The sequence below is a fragment of the Sulfurimonas sp. genome (genome assembly GCF_041563495.1).
GTDB lineage: Bacteria > Campylobacterota > Campylobacteria > Campylobacterales > Sulfurimonadaceae > Sulfurimonas.
This window is the reverse complement of record NZ_JBFFMZ010000004.1, coordinates 206,708-224,608: the sequence shown is the minus strand read 5'-3', so window position 1 is coordinate 224,608 and position 17,901 is coordinate 206,708. Positions and strand designations below refer to the sequence as shown.

Genomic DNA, 17,901 nt, shown 5'->3' with positions numbered 1-17,901 from the left:
AAGTAGATGAAAACATATGAAGTTAAAGGGAATATTTTAGGTTTTGAAAAAACTACTAATGTAGAACTATATGAAATAGATGAGTTATTTTCAACAATACAAGATGCAGATAACAAAGACATATCTTTTACAATAGTAAATCCATATTCACTAAGAGAATATTCATTTGACCTGGCATCTAACATCAAAGTATTATTGGATATAAATGAAAAATCTAATATTAGTGTTTACAACATAGTTGTAATACAAAAACCTTTGGAAAATTCTACTATAAACTTTTTAGCGCCTATCATAATCAACAACGATAACAATAAAATGGCTCAAGCTGTTCTTGATGCAAAAAAACACCCTGATTATGGAATGGCAGAGAGTATTAAATCTTTTAAAAAATAACACTTCATTAATTCTTTGTAAACCAATTAGTTATAAACTTTGGTAATCACTAACAAGGAAAAAACATGAAAAAGATACTTTTAATATGTTTACTTACGCTGTCTATGTTAAATGCAAAAGATAGCGTAGAGTTCAAATATGCAGATAAAGATATTCAGCGCAAGAATCCAACTAGCCAAAACTTCATTTTGTCCTACAACAATATCATTAAAAATGTTAGAACAAGTGTTGTAAATATATCAGCCTTTAAAACTACTAACAATGCCAGAGTCTATGGAAGTCCATATTACAATAATCAACAACAAGTACCTCAAGGAGCATCTGGCAGTGGTGTTATAATCTCTAAAAATGGTTATATAGTTACTAACAACCATGTAGTTGCCGGAGCTGATCAAATCAAAGTAAGTATTGCCGATGACAAAAAAGAGTATGGAGCAAAACTTATAGGCAGAGATGCAAAAAGTGATATAGCAATCATAAAGATAGAAGCTAAAAACCTAAATGCAGTTACATTTTTCAACTCTGACGAGGTAAAGGTAGGAGATATAGTATTTGCACTTGGAAACCCGTTTGGTGTCGGTGAAACGATAACACAGGGTATTGTCTCTGCTACCGGGAGAAACCGTGTAGGAATCGTAGAGTATGAAGACTTTATACAAACAGATGCATCTATAAATCCCGGAAATTCGGGAGGTGCACTTATAAACTCTGCAGGGCATCTAATAGGAATCAACTCTGCTATTATATCAAGAAGCGGCGGTAATGATGGAATAGGACTAGCAATTCCATCAAATATGGTTACTACTATTGCAACTCAACTTATTGACACCGGAAAATATGTCCGTGCATACTTGGGGGTAGGTATTTCGGATATAAATGAAGATATGAGAAGTTTTTATGACAATAGTTCAGGAGCACTCATCATAAGTATAGAAGATGATTCTCCAGCAGCAAAAGCAGGTCTAAAAAGAGGTGATCTTATTATTTCAATAGACGGCAGAGCTGTTAAAAATGCAAGTTCACTTAAAAATATCATCGGATCATATTCACCGTCAAAAGTTGTAAATATAAAATTTTTAAGAGACAAGAAAATAGATATTGTAAATGTAAAACTTGGTTCTCTGGACAAACAGATAGCTTCGGGAACTTTAAACTATAAAGGTATGAATATAATACCTCTACCATTAGACTTACAAAAACTATTGAAGATAAATTTTAATGTAGATGGAGGAGTGTTAGTTAAAGATGTTGAATTAAACAGCGAAGCATATTCTATTGGAATTATGAAAGATGATATCGTAGTACAGATTGAAAATAGCGAAATAACTAATATAGCTGAATTTAAATCAGCAATAAGCACTCAAGACAAGAAAAGAATTTATATATTTAGAAGAGGCAATATATTTGCTATAGTGTTATAGGAGAGAAAAATGAGAGTAATATGTCCGCATTGTAAAAATGTGAATAACGTCCCGCAAAAGGAGTCTTATAAAAAGGCTAACTGCGGAAAGTGTAAAAATTCACTTCTTGAGACAAAACCTATAGAACTAACAGATTCTAACTTCGATGAAGTTTTAGTAAATAGTGATATTCCGGTTATTGTAGATTTTTGGGCACCTTGGTGTGGACCTTGTAAGATGATGGGTCCAAACTTTGAACAAAGTGCTAAGAAGTTTCCGCTTAAAATGCTCTTTACAAAAGTCAATACAGAAAATGAGCAAAATATAGGAGCTAGATTCGGTATAAGAAGTATCCCTACCCTTATTGTTTTTAAAAACGGTAAAGAAGTTCATAGGGTATCCGGTGCCTTAGACGAAGCTAGTTTAAGCAATCTAGCATCACAATTTATATGATATAATAATTCATCATAAAGTAAAAAGGATTATTATGGGTAAGAACACCATGACACTAACAGATAACAGAAGTGGAAAGACATATGAACTTCCAATCTTAGACGCCACAGTCGGGCCTTCTGTTGTTGATATCTCTACTTTTTATCAAGAAACCGGGATGTTTACCTTTGACAAAGGATATACGTCAACTGCATCTTGCCGCTCTGAAATTACTTATATTGATGGAGGAAAGGGTCAGCTGATGTATAGAGGATATGATATATCATATCTTGCAAATAAAAAAACATTTTTGGACACAACTTACCTGCTTTTGCACAAAGACCTTCCTACTCAAGAAGAACTTGAAAATTTCACTGAGGAGATTAAAAAACGATCGTTCATACACGAGGGAATGAAAAAGCTTTTTGATTCTTTTCCGGATCAAGCTCATCCTATGGCAATACTCTCAGCAGGTGTATCGGCTCTTTCAACATTTTATTTTCACCACTTAGATATTGATACTACGCAAGAATATATGGAGATGGCTAACCGGATTATTGCTAAGATTCCTACGGTTGCTGCGCTTTCATACAGATATTCAAATGGTCTGCCTATTATTTATCCTGACATAGAAAAAGGTTTTACTGAAAACTTCTTATATATGATGAGAGCCTATCCTCATAACCATGTTGATCTTCGCCCAATAGAAATAAAAGCTTTAGATACCATCTTTACCCTTCATGCGGATCATGAACAAAATGCTTCAACAACAGCAGTTAGAAATGTTGGTTCCACTCATGCTCATCCGTATGCCGCTATCAGTGCTGGAATCAGTGCCCTTTGGGGGCGTGCTCACGGTGGTGCTAATGAATCAGTTATTCGTCAACTTGAGATGATAGGTACAGTCGATAGAGTCGATGAGTTTATTGCCCGTGCAAAAGATAAAAATGATCCATTTAGACTTATGGGATTTGGACATCGTGTTTATAAAAATTTTGACCCACGTGCAAAAATACTCAAAGCAATCAGAAATGAACTAATTCATGAATTGGGTATCAATAGCGAACTTATAGAAGTAGCAAATAAAATAGAACACATAGCACTGAGCGATGAATATTTTATTAGCAGAAACTTATATCCTAATATAGATTTTTATTCCGGTCTGATTCTTCAGGCTCTCAAAATTCCGAAAGATATGTTTGCAGTTATATTTGTTATAGGTAGAACACCTGGTTGGATAGCTCAATGGATAGAATTACAAGAACAAGACAACATAAAAATTGCTCGTCCTCGTCAATTATATATGGGTCCTGATGATAGAACTCCGGAGTATTAACTCTCCGGATTTTAAATTATAAATTTTAATCCTTGCAGAAAACAATTTAGTTGTTTTCTAAGCTGGTCTTTAGTCCTTGATATATGAACAACAGTAATCTGTAACTGTTTTAATTTTTACATCAAAAGAAGAGTTTGCCGGAACGTTAAAACTCTCCGGTGTATTTAAAGTTTTCCAATCTTCACCCGGCAATCTAATTTCTAAGTCACCGCTTTGCATCTCCATAATCTCAGCTTCGTTAGTTTTAAAAGTATATTCACCCGGCAACATAATACCTAGTGACTGAATAGAACCGTCTGCCAACTCTACTGTACGACTTGTAACTTTCCCATCATAATAGATATTCGCTTCTTTTACAACACTAACATTTTCTAATTTACTCATTATATTCCTTAATTTTATGAATTATTAAAATTATAACTAATTTTATTCCCAATCAAGCAATCTTTGCTGACCTTCAAGCTCACGTATATGAGTAACATCTTGGGAAACTTCTATAACACCTTTATAATTACCTTCATCATCACGAATTGCAAAATAACGGATGTGAATAAATTTACCTTTAAACGTAATCCAAAATTCCGCTTCATCTTTACGACCTGCTTTAAATTCACGAAGTATCAACAATACCTGATCAACAGACTTTGGAGGATGGCAAAACTTAACTTCACGACCTATGATACCTGCACTTCTAGGAAAGACTCTATCTTCACCGCGATTATAAAAAATAACAATATCGTTTTCATCTACATATGTAATATCAACAGGCATAAACTTTAACAGCCAGTTAATCTGCTCCGGTAACATATGACCCTGTTCCAAATCTATTCTACCCTCTAGTGAAAAAGGCAATTTTCTTTTTTTTGTATCTTGTGAAGGGTGAATATATTCATCTTTTATATGTGGAGGATACGGAGTAGGTGCCTCATCAAACATCCAGCCTATCTCTTCGTCTCCATCACGCATCTCTTTCCAGTCATCTTCTTGTAGCATCTGAAATGCATTTGGAAGAAGTCTTCCCTCTTCAACCTGCATAATATGTTCTAAGTTATAAAAAAGATTTTGTAAAACCATCATCAGCGACTGCATCTCACCATTCTCAACCAGGTTTCTTGCCTGTTTGATTATGGCACGAATATCATCATGAAATGCCCACATATTTTGAGAAGGTGATGTCCATCCATACTGTTCTAAATATGGAAAAAGCTGATTTTCTTTTCTGGCAAAATGTTTTTCTACTAAACATAATCTTGCAAATTTTTCTTTAAACTCTTCATTATTTTCTACTATGTTTATACTATTTATACTTGCTATCAGACCGCGAATTAGTTGATTTTCTTCTAAATATACTTTAACCGGATGACCCTCAGGTAAATTTGTAAATTGGTTCATATTATTTCCTTGGACTATATAATGCGAAAGTATACTCTTTTTGCTTTTTTTCTTTTTTGATATATAACAAGATGGGGGTAAAGTATTTTTATTTACGAAAGCTGACTCTTTGTGAATGTGTTATAGCAACTGCCATAGCGTCTGAGATATCAAGTGGTTTAATCTCTTTTTTTATATTTAAAAGTCTTTTAACCATAAAAGCCACTTGTTCTTTACCTGCCTTTGCTTTGCCTGTAAGGGCTTTTTTGACTTGAAGTGCTGTATATTCATAAAATTGTCCGTGCACTTCTAAAAGTTTTAGCATTATTGCCCCGCGAAATTGAGCCAGTTTTATAGTTGTTGCCGGATTGTGCGCATAAAAGATATCTTCCATTGCAACTTCATCTATATCATGTTTTTTAAATATAATATCAATCGCTTCTACCATTTGAGGAATTTGAAATTGTAAATCTTCAGCCTTCATTTTTATTAATCCGGCTTCTACAAGAGAAATTTTTCCACTCTCTAAAGATATAAGTGCATATCCCATATTTCTTGTTCCCGGATCAATCCCTAATATTATCATTATTAACCATTTGTTTTAATTTTTATCATTATATATAAAAGCTGTGTAATATATACTTCAAATAAAATTATAATTAATAGTATTCACACTACTGTTTTTTAGTTATTCACATGAGAAGTGTAAAATAAACAATAAATTTATTATTGTCTATAACTTCGGAACCACAGGTGTTGTCACAAAGTGACCACCAATGACTTAAACATAATTTATAAATAAAAAGTGTATTATTCACATCTAAATAATTAAATAAGGTTTTATGTGAATATAGGTCAAGAAGTTCTAGAACTACTAAAAGAAGAGATAACTGATGTGCAATATAACAGATACATAAAGCAGCTTACTTATGATGCCAAAAAATCTGGTGGTGATTTGGCAATTTTTTATGCTCCTAATGCCCTTATAAGTAATTGGATAAAAAGTAAATACAGTGAAAAGATAGCACATCTTTTTGAAATTAAAAGCGGTTCTAAAGTAAGTGTAAAAATAACACTTAAAAATTCTACAGACTCTAAAAGCAAAAAGCAAAAAAATGAACAAAAACAACACTCTTTACTTAATCCTTCTCACACCTTTGATAATTTTATGGTAGGCGGGTCTAATCAGTTTGCATATGCTGCCGTTAAGAGTGTAAGTGAAGCTGCGGGACAGGTTTATAATCCTCTTTTTATTTACGGTGGTGTAGGTCTGGGAAAGACTCATCTTATGCAAGCTGCAGGAAATGTTTTTCAAAATCAAGGTAAAAGTGTTATATATACATCAGTAGAACAATTTTTAAATGATTTTATTCGTCATGTAAGAAACAAAACAATGCCTTCATTTCAAGAAAAATACCGTAAATGTGATGTACTGCTTATTGATGATATTCAATTTTTAAGCAACAAAGAAGGTATTCAAGAAGAATTTTTTCATACATTTGAAGCGCTAAAGGGTAATGGAAAACAAATTATTCTTACTGCAGATAAACATCCTAAAAAAATAGGCGGTTTAGAAAAAAGACTTCAAAGCAGATTTGAATGGGGTCTTGTAGCAGACATTCAACCACCTGAACTTGAAACTAAAATAGCTATTATCAAGAAAAAATGTGAAATTAATAAAGTAAAGCTCTCTAATGATATTATTAATTATATAGCCACTGTTATAGAGAGTAATGTTCGTGAGATAGAAGGTATCCTTTCTAAACTTCATGCTTATTCACAACTGATGCATATTGATATTGATTTAGCTTTTACTAAAAATGTATTAAAAGATCAACTTCAAGAAAATCGTGCTAACTTAACTCTTGACACTATTACAAATAACGTTGCAAAAGATCTAAATATCAAACCAACGGAAATTCGTTCAAAAGGTAGAAGTAAAAATCTTGTTTATGCTAGAAGAATCTCTATTTATCTATGTCGTGAACTTACTCAAAACACAATGCCTCAACTAGCTCAATATTTTGGAATGAAAGACCATACTGCCATAAGTCATACTCTTAAAAAAATTAATGAATTAATGAAAAATGATGAAGATTTTAAAGTTAAAATTGAAGAATTAACAAATAAAATAACTTCAGCTTCTTAAAATATAACAAAGTTAGTAAAAAAAAAGATATAATCATAAAAGTGAATAGATGTGAAAAGAGTCGGTTTGGTTTATCACATCCAAAAAGCTCTTGAAATAGGAAGGAAACGGTGATATTCACATAATCACAAGCTCCTACTACTACATACTAAAATTATATATAAATATAGGGATTCATATGAAAATAATTGTTTCAAAATCAATCATTGAAAACATATTAGTTTATGCACAACCATTTTTAGAAAAAAAAGATACTTCTCAAATCACTTCTCACGTTTATATTAACGTAAGTAATTCCCAATTAACAATAAAAGCTACTGACTATGAAATAGGTTTTGAAGTATCAACTGATAAAGTAAATATAATATCTCAAGGCAGTATTACTGCTAACGGTAAAAAATTCTTAGATATTATTAGAATTTTAAAAGACGGTGAAATCAACTTAGAAGTAAAAAATGAAATGTTATATATTTCTCAATCTCATTCTAATTTTAAATTACCGACCTTTTCTTATAATGAATTTCCTGAGTTTCCAAGTTATGAAGGAAAATCTCGTATTACTATCGATTCTCACTCTTTAATTGAATCACTTAAAAAAATAACTCCTGCAATTGATACAAATAATCCTAAGTTTGAACTAAACGGAGCTCTTATAGATATAAAAAAAGACAGTATCAATTTTGCATCTACTGATACAAGAAGATTGGCAATAGTTAATATTCCTAATCAAAGTGCTAGTGAACTATCTATTATAATTCCTAAAAAAGCAATAATAGAAATTCAAAAACTTTTCTTTGATAATATTGAGCTCTATTATGATGACACTAATTTAATAATTCATTCAGATCAATATACATTTTTTACGAAACTAATAAATGGAAAATTTCCTGAATACTCAAGAATAATACCTAAAGAGATAACAAACACATTAATCTTACCAAAAGCTATTATGATAGATTCAATAAAGCAGATAACTACAATATCTTCTGATGTTAAAATTACTTTTTTAAATAATTTTATAACTTTTGAATCTTTAAGTGATGACAATATAGAAGCAAAAACAGAAATAAGTTATAACACAAATTTTACAGAAGAATTTGTAATAGCAATTAATTCTAAATATCTTTTAGACTTTTTAAACAGTATAAATTCTTCCGAATTTAGTATAGGATTAAATGAAGGTAATTTACCTTTTATTTTAATGGATGACAATTTTAAAACTGTTGTAATGCCTATAGTTATATAAATTAAATATACTTAATTACTTCACTATTAGTGAAGTAATTTATCCTCTTTCTTCTAAAAACTTATCATAAAACTTTCTTTTAGTAAACATTGGATAAAATATCTATTATTATGTCAAAATGGCAATGGAGTATTAAATGGAACAAAATTACGGTGCTAGCAATATTAAAGTCCTCAAGGGTTTAGAGGCTGTTCGTAAAAGACCTGGTATGTATATCGGTGATACAGGTCATAGAGGTTTACATCATTTAGTGTATGAAGTTATCGATAACTCTATCGATGAAGCAATGGCTGGACATTGTGATACTATATCAGTAACACTTACTAAAGAAAATACATGTATTGTTAGTGATAACGGTCGTGGTATACCAACAGATATGCACCCTACTGAAGGTATGAGTGCTGCTACTGTTGTTTTAACAGTATTACATGCCGGTGGTAAATTTGACAAAGACACTTATAAAGTTTCAGGTGGTCTTCACGGTGTTGGTGTATCAGTTGTAAATGCACTCTCTTCAGATCTTAAAATGACTATTAACAGAAATGGAGAGATTCATGAGCAAACTTTTAAAAAGGGTATTCCTCAAGAGGCTTTAGCAGTAACCGGAAAAACTAGAAAAACCGGAACCACTATAGAATTTTCTGCAGATCCAAGTATTTTTACGGAAACAGTGACTTTTGAGTATGAATATTTGTCTAAAAGATTTAAAGAGTTAGCATATCTAAATCCATTTATTACAATTATATTTAAAGATGAACGTTCTAATGTAGAAGAAAAGTATCATTTTGAAGGCGGTATTGCTCAATATGTAAACGATATGAATAAAAAGCAAGTAGTTGCTCAAGTTTATTCATTTTCAGCAAAAATAGAAGATATAGAGTTTGATATTGCACTTATGTACAATGATTCTTATGAAGAAAAATTAGCATCTTTTGTAAATAATATTCGTACTCCAAACGGTGGTACACATGAAGCCGGTTTTAGAGCAGGACTTACTCGTGTCATATCAAATTATAATTCTCAAAATGGTGCAGCAAAAGAAAAAGATGTAAAAATTTCAGGTGATGATACAAGTGAAGGTTTAATTGCAATAGTTTCCGCTCGTGTGCCCGAACCGCAATTTGAGGGTCAAACAAAAGGTAAACTAGGAAACACGTATGTAAGACCATTAGTACAAAAGCAGACTTACGAATTACTTTCAAAATATTTTGAAGAAAATCCGTTAGAAGCTAAAGCTATTGTTTCAAAATCTCTTATGGCAGCCCGTGGACGTGAAGCCGCTAAAAAAGCAAGAGAACTTACAAGAAGAAAAGATTCAATGAGTGTTGGAACACTTCCTGGTAAATTAGCTGATTGTCAAAGTAAAGATGCAAGCATCTGTGAACTTTATCTGGTGGAAGGGGATTCTGCAGGTGGTTCGGCTAAAATGGGTCGTGACCGTGTTTTTCAAGCGATTTTACCACTTAAAGGTAAAATATTAAATGTTGAAAAAGCAAGACTGGAAAAAATTCTAAAATCCGATGAAATTACTAATATGATTACAGCTATGGGATGCGGTATCGGTGAAGAATATAATGAAGATAAACTTCGTTATCATAAACTTATTATTATGACCGATGCGGATGTTGACGGTTCTCATATTCAAACATTGCTTCTCACTTTTTTCTTTAGACATTTCCGTGATGTAGTTGAAAAAGGTTATTTATATTTGGCGCAACCACCACTCTATCGTTATAAAAAAGGTAAAAAAGAAATTTATTTTAAAGATGACCGCCAAATGAATGATTATTTGATTGAAAATGGTATAGAATCTTTAGATGTTGAAGGTGTAGGACAAAATGACTTGGTTTCATACTTTAGAATGGTTGATCATTATAGAGGTTCACTTGAAGCGTTAGAGCGTAGATATGCACTTGTTGATTTGATTCGCCACTTTATAGAAAATCCAGATTTAATAGGATTGGATATAAACAAAATGTATACAGAAGTTGAGAAATTTTTGATAGATAACGGAAATAATATTTTAACTAAGAGTATAAGTGATGATTCTATTCACATTTTTGTTCAAACAAAAGACGGAATGGAAGAACTGCTTATAGATGAAGATCTTTTTGGAGCTCCTCATTTTAATGAAGCAAGTTTTGTTTTCAAAAAGATAGAAGAATGGGATATAAATTTTGAAGAAGATATAATCCAAGTCCTTGAAAATATTAAAGAATATGCTAAAAAAGGTGCATATATTCAACGTTACAAAGGTCTTGGTGAGATGAATCCTGATCAACTTTGGGAAACAACAATGACACCTGAAAATCGTGTTTTACTTCAAGTAACAATAGAAGATGCAGAGGTAGCATCTGATGCATTTACTCTATTTATGGGCGATGAAGTAGAACCTCGCAGAAACTATATAGAGACACATGCTAAAGATGTTAAACATTTGGATGTTTAACATATAAAAGAAAATAGGTACTCAAAAATGCTGCTACCAGAAACAAAAGAAAGAGAGTACCGTTTTAAACTAGCACTTAGAATAGGACTTCCTATCTTTGCTCTAGTTATTATTCTAATCTCTAATACTTTAATTACAAACTACCAAAGCCTAGATACACTTTTTTATATAGAAGCTATTCTTCTTATTCTATTTAGTATATATTTTATTTTTTATATTATTTATAAAAGTTTTGACATAAGGATTACAGAAGCCGTAACCAAAACATTTACAAGAGAATTTCTATATAAGTATCTTAAAAAAGAGATAGAAAAAAATGATGAATATACTTTATTATTGATTAGTGTAGATAATCTGGGTGATATAAACAATCGTTACGGTATAAAAAACGGTGATAAAGTTTTAAAAAAGGTTGCTCTTTGGGTAGGTGAATATCTTCAAAATAAAGATATATACAATTTTCCGATGGGACACATAAAAGGTGGAGATTTTATTGTTGGACTAAAAGGTACTAAGAATCAATACGCGACTATTTTAGAGTTAATGTGTCTTAAAAGTGATGATTTTATGGTTGATGAGATAGAAGTTAAAATAACAGGAGGCATAACTGACACAGCATTTTCCAATGAACTTGATTATTTGATAGAAAATCTTTTTGAAGTTCGAGAATTAAATAGAAATCAAAAACTTCTTAATAAAAACAGTTATGATATAAACCCCGATAAATTGGAATCTTTTGTTATAAATGCTATTAAAAACAGATCCTTTTTAGTTATGACACAAGATGTTTTTGAAGATAATAAATGTGCTATAAAAGAGTGTTTTGTAAAATTAAAGACACCGGATGCAAATATTATTCATCAAAAAACATATATGAAAATTTTAGATAAACTTGGTTTAATGATTGATTTTGATTTAATGATTTTAGAAGAAAATATTACTAAATGTTGTAATAATTCCAAAGAAATATTTGCAATGAATATATCACCAAATTCACTCAGAAATCCGAATTTTTTAGCAAAAGCGAAAGAACTCATAAGCAGAAAAACAGATATAAAAAACAGACTTATATTTTTGTTAAATGAAACACACTATTATTCACAAATTAATAGATATAATTCCACTTTAAAAATATTTAGAGATATGGGTGTTTTAATAGCTATAGAAAGATTAGGAGCCATTCATACAAGCTTTTTATATCTTAGGGATCTAGATATCGATATAGTTAGATTTGACTCATCATATACAAAAGATATAGAAGATGAAAAATATAAAAATATTATTGATGGTTTTAATGTGATGGCACATGAAAAAGGTGTTAAAACATGGATTAAAATGGTTGAATCCGAGGAAACAAAAATAAAGGCTAATAAGCTAAAAATTGATTATTTACAGGGTAAATATTTAGCCCCTGTTGTAAAAAAATATGAAAGTTAACAGTAAGGAAAAAGTATGAAGTACGGCGAAAAAATAGTTAATGAGTTTGATGTAGAAAAAGATTTGGAAATATGGCCAAACCAGTATAAAAGAGATTATTTGATAAAGATGACTTTACCGGAGTTTTCCTGTCTTTGCCCAAGAAGCGGATATCCTGATTATGCAACCATATACCTTGAATATACACCTAATGAGTGGGTAGTAGAGTTAAAGGCAATGAAGCTGTATATTAATTCATTCAGAGATAAACATGTATCTCATGAAAACAGCGCAAATGAGATATATGAAACATTAGAAAATAAAATTAAACCTAAATATATGAAGATTATAGCCGATTATAATCCCCGTGGAAATGTCCACACTGTCATAGAAATAGATAGTTCTAAATTGTAGGAGTGTAGTTCCTCCTTTTATATGGTAAAGAAGAAAAAATGTTTTCGAATATGCTTGGTAGGATGAAAAATTTTTCATTAGATAAAAACCAGGAAAATAAAGAGTTGACCGATAAAATATCTAAGATGAATTTAACAGACATGAGAGCCTATATAAACAATAGGATACCTGATTTTTCTGTAGATGAAGACGGCTTGAATGAAGTTTTACACAAACTGTTAGAAATAAATGAAAATACATCTAAAAGATATATTGATATTGATGATATGGATAGTAAAATCAAAAAAGGTTTTGATTTAGTACTGAGCATATTAACAAATAAAAAAGTTACAGTCACAACAATAGAATTGGTAAATGAATTTTTAGATAAATCAAAAGATATTGTTCAAAAATATGACAAAGAAAATAAGCAGATTTATTATACAAAGTTTAAAGATGCCATAGATTTGGCAATTGAGTATATGAATGCAAAGGCTGAATTACAAAGAAAGATGGATGTTATAGGTGATTAAGATAATTTTTTAGCCATATTACAGCTTCATCATGAGAATTAAATTTGGCATGCATTTGAGCTTCGTATGCTGCATCCAGTATATTTGAAAATTCGACAGAAGGCTTCATTCCTAATAAAACTAAATCTCTTCCCATAATAATAGCAGGCAACTTGGAGTTGAAAACATTCAACTCTTTTGCTCTTATAGCCAGAGCATCTCCAATTTTATAAACAGCTTTTGACAAAGTAGTAAGTTCTTCAATATTTACTTTAGTTGACAGTTTATAAATATCATAATTATTTATATTCTTTTGACATATATTAGATACGGTATTTAAGTTTTTTAGTAGCAATAAAACACGATTCAATAATTTTTTGTCATCACAAAGATTAGATATAAAGTCTTGAACCTGATTATAATTAAGTTTATGACATAGTGCAGCTAACATCAAAACTTCGTTTGTCTTTTTGTTAGTAATATTCAAGTTAGCTATTTTATCAATGGCACTAATTGAAAAATACCACTCTTTTTCTTTTAATGCTTCAAGAGTTGGAAAATATTTTAAAGCACCAAGTTCTTTTAAGAGTTCAAAACCAATTGAAGGTTTTTCTGATTTCAATAAAATTTTCTTTATTTCTTCATAAATTCTCTCTTTTGGCAATTCTAAAAGCATATTTTTCTCAATCATGCTTTTGCATAGTAAAGATAGCTCTTTATCCATCGTTAAATTAAACCTAGAACAAAATTGTACGGCTCTTAAAACTCTTAACGGGTCATCTATAAAAGTCTCTGCATCTACCATTTTTAGGGTTTTGTCATTTAAATCTTTAATACCGTTAAATGGATCTATAATCGTTTCAGAGACTACATCATAGCCAATAGCATTCATACTAAAGTCTCTTCTTCTTGCAGCGGTTGCAAAATCTAAGTCCTTTGTGATTTTTACATTAAAACCGGCGTGACCGGATGCTATTTTAGAATCAACTCGAGGTAAAGTAAAGTCTAAAATATAATTTTCTATATTAAGTTTACACACTCCAAAACTTTTTCCTACATTGCTAATAGTTCCAAATTCTTCTAAAATATTTTTTAGTTTTTCAAAAGACGAGATATTGTAAACTTCAATATCTATGTCATCAGACTTAATATTTAGTAAATAATCACGAACAAAACCGCCAATAATAATTACTTTTGCATTGTTATTCGTTAGTTTATCAAATATTTTATTTAAAAAATTTGGATATTCAATCATATTTAACTCAATTATCTATTTTTTACCATATATATGCTAAAAACATATTTTAGGTTTTGTTTGGCTTATAATATATAATAAATATATTATATCAATTTATATGGGTATATTTACTATTGGATATTCGTATTTATGTAAGTATATCAATACTTTTTGTAAGATATAACATTAATTTTGGTATAATCGCGAAAATTTTCCATATAAAAGGAAACCCCACTAATGCAAAAAATTAGAAATATTGCAGTAATTGCACACGTTGACCATGGTAAAACTACATTGGTTGATGGATTACTAGAACAATCTGGTACATTTGGTTCTCATGAGCATCATGATGAAAGAGCTATGGATAGTAACGATTTAGAAAGAGAGCGTGGAATTACGATTCTTTCAAAAAATACAGCTATCAGATATAAAGACCATAAAATCAATATTATAGATACTCCTGGTCACGCCGATTTCGGTGGTGAAGTTGAGCGTGTACTTAAAATGGTAGATGGTGTTTTAGTTCTTGTTGATGCTTACGAAGGTGTTATGCCACAAACAAAATTTGTTGTTAAAAAGATGTTAGCGTTAGGTAAAAAACCTATTGTTGTTATAAACAAGATTGACAAACCTTCTGCTGATCCAGACCGTGTTGTTGATGAGATGTTTGACCTGTTTGCAGATATGGGTGCTACAGATGAGCAACAAGACTTTCCTATTATTTATGCAGCTGCAAGAGACGGTATAGCTAAATTAGATATGGAAACTGAAGGTGGAGATTTTCAGTGCATCTTCGAAACTATTTTAGAACACGTTCCTGAACCGGAAGGTGATAGAGAAAATCATACTCAAGCACAAGTATTTACACTTGATTATGACAACTATGTCGGTAAAATAGGTATTTCTCGTATCTTTAACGGTGTTATCAACAAGGGTGACCAAGTTATGCTTGCAAAAGCTGACGGTGAGTTGGTTAAAGGTAGAATTACTAAACTTATCGGTTTTCTTGGTCTTAACCGTATGGAAATTGAACAAGCAGAAGCCGGTGATATTGTCGCATTCGCGGGTTTAGAGACTGTTGATGTTGGAGATACCGTATGTGATCCTGCCAATCCAATGCCACTTGACCCAATGCACATCGAAGAGCCTACTTTAACGGTTGTATTTTCTGTAAATGATTCTCCACTTGCAGGTCAAGAGGGTAAACATGTTACATCAAATAAACTTCGCGACCGTCTTGAAGCTGAGATGAATACAAACGTTGCAATGAAGCTTGAAGTTGTGGGTGAGGGTAAATTTAAAGTTTCAGGTCGTGGAGAGCTTCAGATTACCGTACTTGCTGAAAATATGCGTCGTGAAGATTTTGAATTTGGTGTTTCTCGTCCGGAAGTAATCGTTAGAGAAATCGAAGGCGTTAAATGTGAACCGTTCGAGCATCTGGTAATTGATGTACCTGAAGAGTTGAGTGGTTCAGTAATCGAGCGTCTTGGTAAGAGAAAAGCTGAGATGAAATCAATGCTTCCAATGGGTCAGGGTTTCCAAAGAATCGAGTTTGAGATTCCTGCTCGTGCATTAATCGGATTCCGTGGTCAATTCCTGACAGATACTAAAGGTGAGGGTGTTATGAATCACTCTTTCTTAGAATTCCGTCCATACAGCGGTAGTGTTGAGTCTAGAAGCTATGGTGCGCTAACATCAATGGAAAATGGGGAGACACTAGCATTCTCACTATTTAATATTCAAGATCGTGGAGTTCTTTTCATAGGGCCACAGACAAAAGTGTACGAAGGTATGATTATCGGTGAGCACTCTCGTTCAAACGATTTAGTTGTTAATCCTATTAAAGGTAAAGCACAATCAAATGTCCGTTCTTCTGGTGCAGATGAAGCAATTAAACTTATTCCACCTCGTGATATGTCACTGGAACGTGCTTTAGAGTGGATAGAAGATGATGAACTTTTAGAGGTTACTCCTAAAAGTATCCGTATTCGTAAAAGATATTTAACTGAGAATGAAAGAAAAAGACATTCTAGAAAAACTAAATAATTATAAATAATTTCTACATGTAACCATACATGTAGAAATTGCCTTCTCCCACTTAAATATTTAAAATATATTTAAATTATTCCAACTGTGTTATACTTTTATTAAACAACATAAAGGATAAATATGGATGGAATATTATATCCGGCATCTTTAGTACTGCTTATTTTATTAGCCTTTACATTTAACCAGAGTAATAATACGGTTTTAGCGCTGATTATGATAATAGTCGGCATTTATATTGTTTATTCCCATGAGACTGGAGAGACGGCAACAGATTGGAAGAATAATATAGTAAAGTCTATAGATGAAGAGGCACAAGGTTTCAGTGAAAAGAGGGGGCTAAAAGGGCACGATATCAATATGACGAAGTAGAGAGCAATGTAATTTGCATCTCTTCTTTGTTGTTAAGATATTTAGTCTTTATCATGAAGTATTTTGTCTAAGATAGCAAATACTTCATCACTCCCTTTTTCCATCTCGGCAAATGCAGCTGCTAAAGCTTCTAAGTCAACTTTTTCTTGAACAATCAAATCAAAAACTTTATGTGTACCGTTATGTACCGTTGCGTGAGGAGTCTCTAGTTTTGAATATGACGGAGTTTCAGAGAATACTTCTTTACCTTCACCTTCATAATACCATTTACCTAAGCGGCAGTTATGATGATCAACAAATTTAAACTTCTCTTCTTTGGTAGCCGCAGAGTAGTAAGTATTTGTTTTCCATAATATATGGTCAAGTTTTGCCAAAGACATAAAGATGCGGTCGGTTGTAAAGCCTATGGTTTTAAATGATTCTTTCATAAGTGACGCATCGTGTTCAAGACATGAGTTTAGCTCTGTTATCATATCATTTGAGCCGCTAATACCTGTCTGTATCTCTGTAAATTGTTCAGACATGCTATCAACATCTTGTTTCATACTTTGTAAAGATATATTTATCTCACTTACTGCTTTATCTGTTCTGTCTGCAAGTTTTCTTACTTCATCTGCAACAACAGCGAACCCTCGTCCATGCTCACCTGCACGTGCAGCTTCAATAGCAGCATTTAAAGCAAGAAGGTTTGTCTGGTCTGAGATGTCTTTTATAAGAGTTAAAATCGTTGCTATATCATCTGTTCTCTCTGCTAGTCCGTGTACGGTATGCATTGATGTATCTGAAAGTTGATTTAATCCTTCAAGTGTAGTTACAACATTGTTTGTTTTTTCACTGATATTAGCGATGCTGTCAACCAAGTCATCAGTTCTGCTTAGAGATGTTTTAGAAGCAGTCACAGATTCAGCCATATTCCCTTGAATGTCTATAAGATTTAGTCTAAGATGCTCGTTTTGCATCTCCATGAGACTATCAGCTGTGCTTTGTACTGTTTGAGGATTATGAGCTTTCAACTCATTCTCAAGCTCTCTTATTTTTTCATGCAAAGAAGAGTTGTCGTTTTGTAGTGTCTCGTTTGCCTCTTTCAGTTTATTGAACTCATCAAGCGGCACACCAGAGTTTGAAAATAATCCCATATTAATCCCTTTT

General features: G+C 31.8%; 17 protein-coding genes. 12 read left to right on the top strand and 5 right to left on the bottom strand.

The window, feature by feature from the left end:
* Positions 1-6 precede the first annotated feature (6 nt).
* The 4 genes from fliW (at position 7) to ABYK18_RS06105 (ending at position 3,561) form a co-directional block, all read left to right on the top strand.
* Positions 7-393: a flagellar assembly protein FliW gene (gene fliW / locus ABYK18_RS06120; RefSeq protein WP_373035763.1), complete on the top strand. Its 387-nt coding sequence runs from the start codon at positions 7-9 to the stop codon at positions 391-393.
* 65 nt (positions 394-458) lie between these two features.
* Positions 459-1,814: a trypsin-like peptidase domain-containing protein gene (locus ABYK18_RS06115; RefSeq protein ID WP_373035762.1), complete on the top strand. Its 1,356-nt coding sequence runs from the start codon at positions 459-461 to the stop codon at positions 1,812-1,814.
* A 9-nt stretch (positions 1,815-1,823) separates the two neighbouring features.
* Positions 1,824-2,246 carry a thioredoxin TrxC gene (gene trxC / locus ABYK18_RS06110; RefSeq protein WP_373035761.1) on the top strand — a complete coding sequence of 141 codons (423 nt, stop codon included), beginning with the start codon at positions 1,824-1,826 and terminating at the stop codon, positions 2,244-2,246.
* 34 nt (positions 2,247-2,280) lie between these two features.
* On the top strand, positions 2,281-3,561 hold the full coding sequence (locus ABYK18_RS06105; RefSeq protein WP_373035760.1) for a citrate synthase: 1,281 nt from the start codon (positions 2,281-2,283) through the stop codon (positions 3,559-3,561).
* A 69-nt stretch (positions 3,562-3,630) separates the two neighbouring features.
* Here the strand turns inward: ABYK18_RS06105 and ABYK18_RS06100 are convergent, their stop codons facing one another.
* The 3 genes from ABYK18_RS06100 to ruvC form a co-directional block, all read right to left on the bottom strand.
* Positions 3,631-3,945, bottom strand: a complete 315-nt coding sequence (locus ABYK18_RS06100; RefSeq protein ID WP_373035759.1) for a pyrimidine/purine nucleoside phosphorylase — start codon at positions 3,943-3,945, stop codon at positions 3,631-3,633.
* A gap of 42 nt (positions 3,946-3,987) precedes the next feature.
* Positions 3,988-4,953: a DUF438 domain-containing protein gene (locus ABYK18_RS06095; protein WP_373035758.1), complete on the bottom strand. Its 966-nt coding sequence runs from the start codon at positions 4,951-4,953 to the stop codon at positions 3,988-3,990.
* 88 nt (positions 4,954-5,041) lie between these two features.
* Positions 5,042-5,518, bottom strand: coding sequence for a crossover junction endodeoxyribonuclease RuvC (gene ruvC / locus ABYK18_RS06090; RefSeq protein ID WP_373035757.1), 477 nt, complete (start codon positions 5,516-5,518; stop codon positions 5,042-5,044).
* Positions 5,519-5,776: 258 nt separating this feature from the next.
* Between ruvC and dnaA the strand changes: the two genes are divergently transcribed.
* The 6 genes from dnaA to ABYK18_RS06060 all read left to right on the top strand — a co-directional run bounded on the left by dnaA (position 5,777) and on the right by ABYK18_RS06060 (position 13,118).
* A complete protein-coding gene (dnaA, locus tag ABYK18_RS06085) occupies positions 5,777-7,081 on the top strand; it encodes a chromosomal replication initiator protein DnaA (RefSeq protein ID WP_373035756.1) in 1,305 nt (434 codons plus the stop codon).
* A gap of 178 nt (positions 7,082-7,259) precedes the next feature.
* Positions 7,260-8,327, top strand: a complete 1,068-nt coding sequence (gene dnaN, locus ABYK18_RS06080; protein WP_373035755.1) for a DNA polymerase III subunit beta — start codon at positions 7,260-7,262, stop codon at positions 8,325-8,327.
* Positions 8,328-8,463: 136 nt separating this feature from the next.
* Entirely contained in the window at positions 8,464-10,776 is a 2,313-nt protein-coding gene (gene gyrB, locus ABYK18_RS06075) for a DNA topoisomerase (ATP-hydrolyzing) subunit B (protein WP_373035754.1), read from the top strand.
* A gap of 27 nt (positions 10,777-10,803) precedes the next feature.
* The gene (locus ABYK18_RS06070; protein WP_373035753.1) at positions 10,804-12,213 is read left to right on the top strand and encodes a GGDEF domain-containing protein; all 1,410 of its coding nucleotides are present in this window, start codon (positions 10,804-10,806) and stop codon (positions 12,211-12,213) included.
* Positions 12,214-12,228: 15 nt separating this feature from the next.
* Positions 12,229-12,606 (top strand): preQ(1) synthase, encoded by a 378-nt coding sequence (queF, locus tag ABYK18_RS06065; RefSeq protein ID WP_373035752.1) that lies wholly within the window; start codon positions 12,229-12,231, stop codon positions 12,604-12,606.
* A gap of 38 nt (positions 12,607-12,644) precedes the next feature.
* Positions 12,645-13,118, top strand: a complete 474-nt coding sequence (locus ABYK18_RS06060) for a hypothetical protein (protein ID WP_373035751.1) — start codon at positions 12,645-12,647, stop codon at positions 13,116-13,118.
* On the opposite strand, the gene ABYK18_RS06055 is transcribed toward ABYK18_RS06060, so the two are convergent.
* Positions 13,105-14,352: a CCA tRNA nucleotidyltransferase gene (locus ABYK18_RS06055; protein ID WP_373035750.1), complete on the bottom strand. Its 1,248-nt coding sequence runs from the start codon at positions 14,350-14,352 to the stop codon at positions 13,105-13,107. The genes ABYK18_RS06060 and ABYK18_RS06055 overlap by 14 nt on opposite strands.
* 219 nt (positions 14,353-14,571) lie before the next feature.
* Between ABYK18_RS06055 and typA the strand changes: the two genes are divergently transcribed.
* Positions 14,572-16,380 carry a translational GTPase TypA gene (typA, locus tag ABYK18_RS06050; protein WP_373035749.1) on the top strand — a complete coding sequence of 603 codons (1,809 nt, stop codon included), beginning with the start codon at positions 14,572-14,574 and terminating at the stop codon, positions 16,378-16,380.
* A gap of 123 nt (positions 16,381-16,503) precedes the next feature.
* A complete protein-coding gene (locus ABYK18_RS06045) occupies positions 16,504-16,752 on the top strand; it encodes a hypothetical protein (protein ID WP_373035748.1) in 249 nt (82 codons plus the stop codon).
* Positions 16,753-16,793: 41 nt separating this feature from the next.
* Here ABYK18_RS06045 and ABYK18_RS06040 read toward each other — a convergent pair whose 3' ends face one another.
* Positions 16,794-17,888, bottom strand: coding sequence for a methyl-accepting chemotaxis protein (locus ABYK18_RS06040; RefSeq protein ID WP_373035747.1), 1,095 nt, complete (start codon positions 17,886-17,888; stop codon positions 16,794-16,796).
* Positions 17,889-17,901: the final 13 nt, after the last annotated feature.

What these genes read in the sequence shown, in the direction of transcription:
- trxC (WP_373035761.1), top strand. Translation starts at nt 1,824, where the DNA reads ATGAGAGTAATATGTCCGCATTGTAAAAATGTGAATAACGTCCCGCAA.
- ABYK18_RS06100 (WP_373035759.1), bottom strand. Translation starts at nt 3,945, where the DNA reads ATGAGTAAATTAGAAAATGTTAGTGTTGTAAAAGAAGCGAATATCTAT.
- ABYK18_RS06060 (WP_373035751.1), top strand. Translation starts at nt 12,645, where the DNA reads ATGTTTTCGAATATGCTTGGTAGGATGAAAAATTTTTCATTAGATAAA.
- ABYK18_RS06070 (WP_373035753.1), top strand. Translation starts at nt 10,804, where the DNA reads ATGCTGCTACCAGAAACAAAAGAAAGAGAGTACCGTTTTAAACTAGCA.
- ABYK18_RS06095 (WP_373035758.1), bottom strand. Translation starts at nt 4,953, where the DNA reads ATGAACCAATTTACAAATTTACCTGAGGGTCATCCGGTTAAAGTATAT.
- ABYK18_RS06045 (WP_373035748.1), top strand. Translation starts at nt 16,504, where the DNA reads ATGGATGGAATATTATATCCGGCATCTTTAGTACTGCTTATTTTATTA.
- ABYK18_RS06055 (WP_373035750.1), bottom strand. Translation starts at nt 14,352, where the DNA reads ATGATTGAATATCCAAATTTTTTAAATAAAATATTTGATAAACTAACG.
- typA (WP_373035749.1), top strand. Translation starts at nt 14,572, where the DNA reads ATGCAAAAAATTAGAAATATTGCAGTAATTGCACACGTTGACCATGGT.
- fliW (WP_373035763.1), top strand. Translation starts at nt 7, where the DNA reads ATGAAAACATATGAAGTTAAAGGGAATATTTTAGGTTTTGAAAAAACT.
- ABYK18_RS06105 (WP_373035760.1), top strand. Translation starts at nt 2,281, where the DNA reads ATGGGTAAGAACACCATGACACTAACAGATAACAGAAGTGGAAAGACA.
- ABYK18_RS06115 (WP_373035762.1), top strand. Translation starts at nt 459, where the DNA reads ATGAAAAAGATACTTTTAATATGTTTACTTACGCTGTCTATGTTAAAT.
- ABYK18_RS06040 (WP_373035747.1), bottom strand. Translation starts at nt 17,888, where the DNA reads ATGGGATTATTTTCAAACTCTGGTGTGCCGCTTGATGAGTTCAATAAA.
- gyrB (WP_373035754.1), top strand. Translation starts at nt 8,464, where the DNA reads ATGGAACAAAATTACGGTGCTAGCAATATTAAAGTCCTCAAGGGTTTA.
- queF (WP_373035752.1), top strand. Translation starts at nt 12,229, where the DNA reads ATGAAGTACGGCGAAAAAATAGTTAATGAGTTTGATGTAGAAAAAGAT.
- ruvC (WP_373035757.1), bottom strand. Translation starts at nt 5,518, where the DNA reads ATGATAATATTAGGGATTGATCCGGGAACAAGAAATATGGGATATGCA.
- dnaN (WP_373035755.1), top strand. Translation starts at nt 7,260, where the DNA reads ATGAAAATAATTGTTTCAAAATCAATCATTGAAAACATATTAGTTTAT.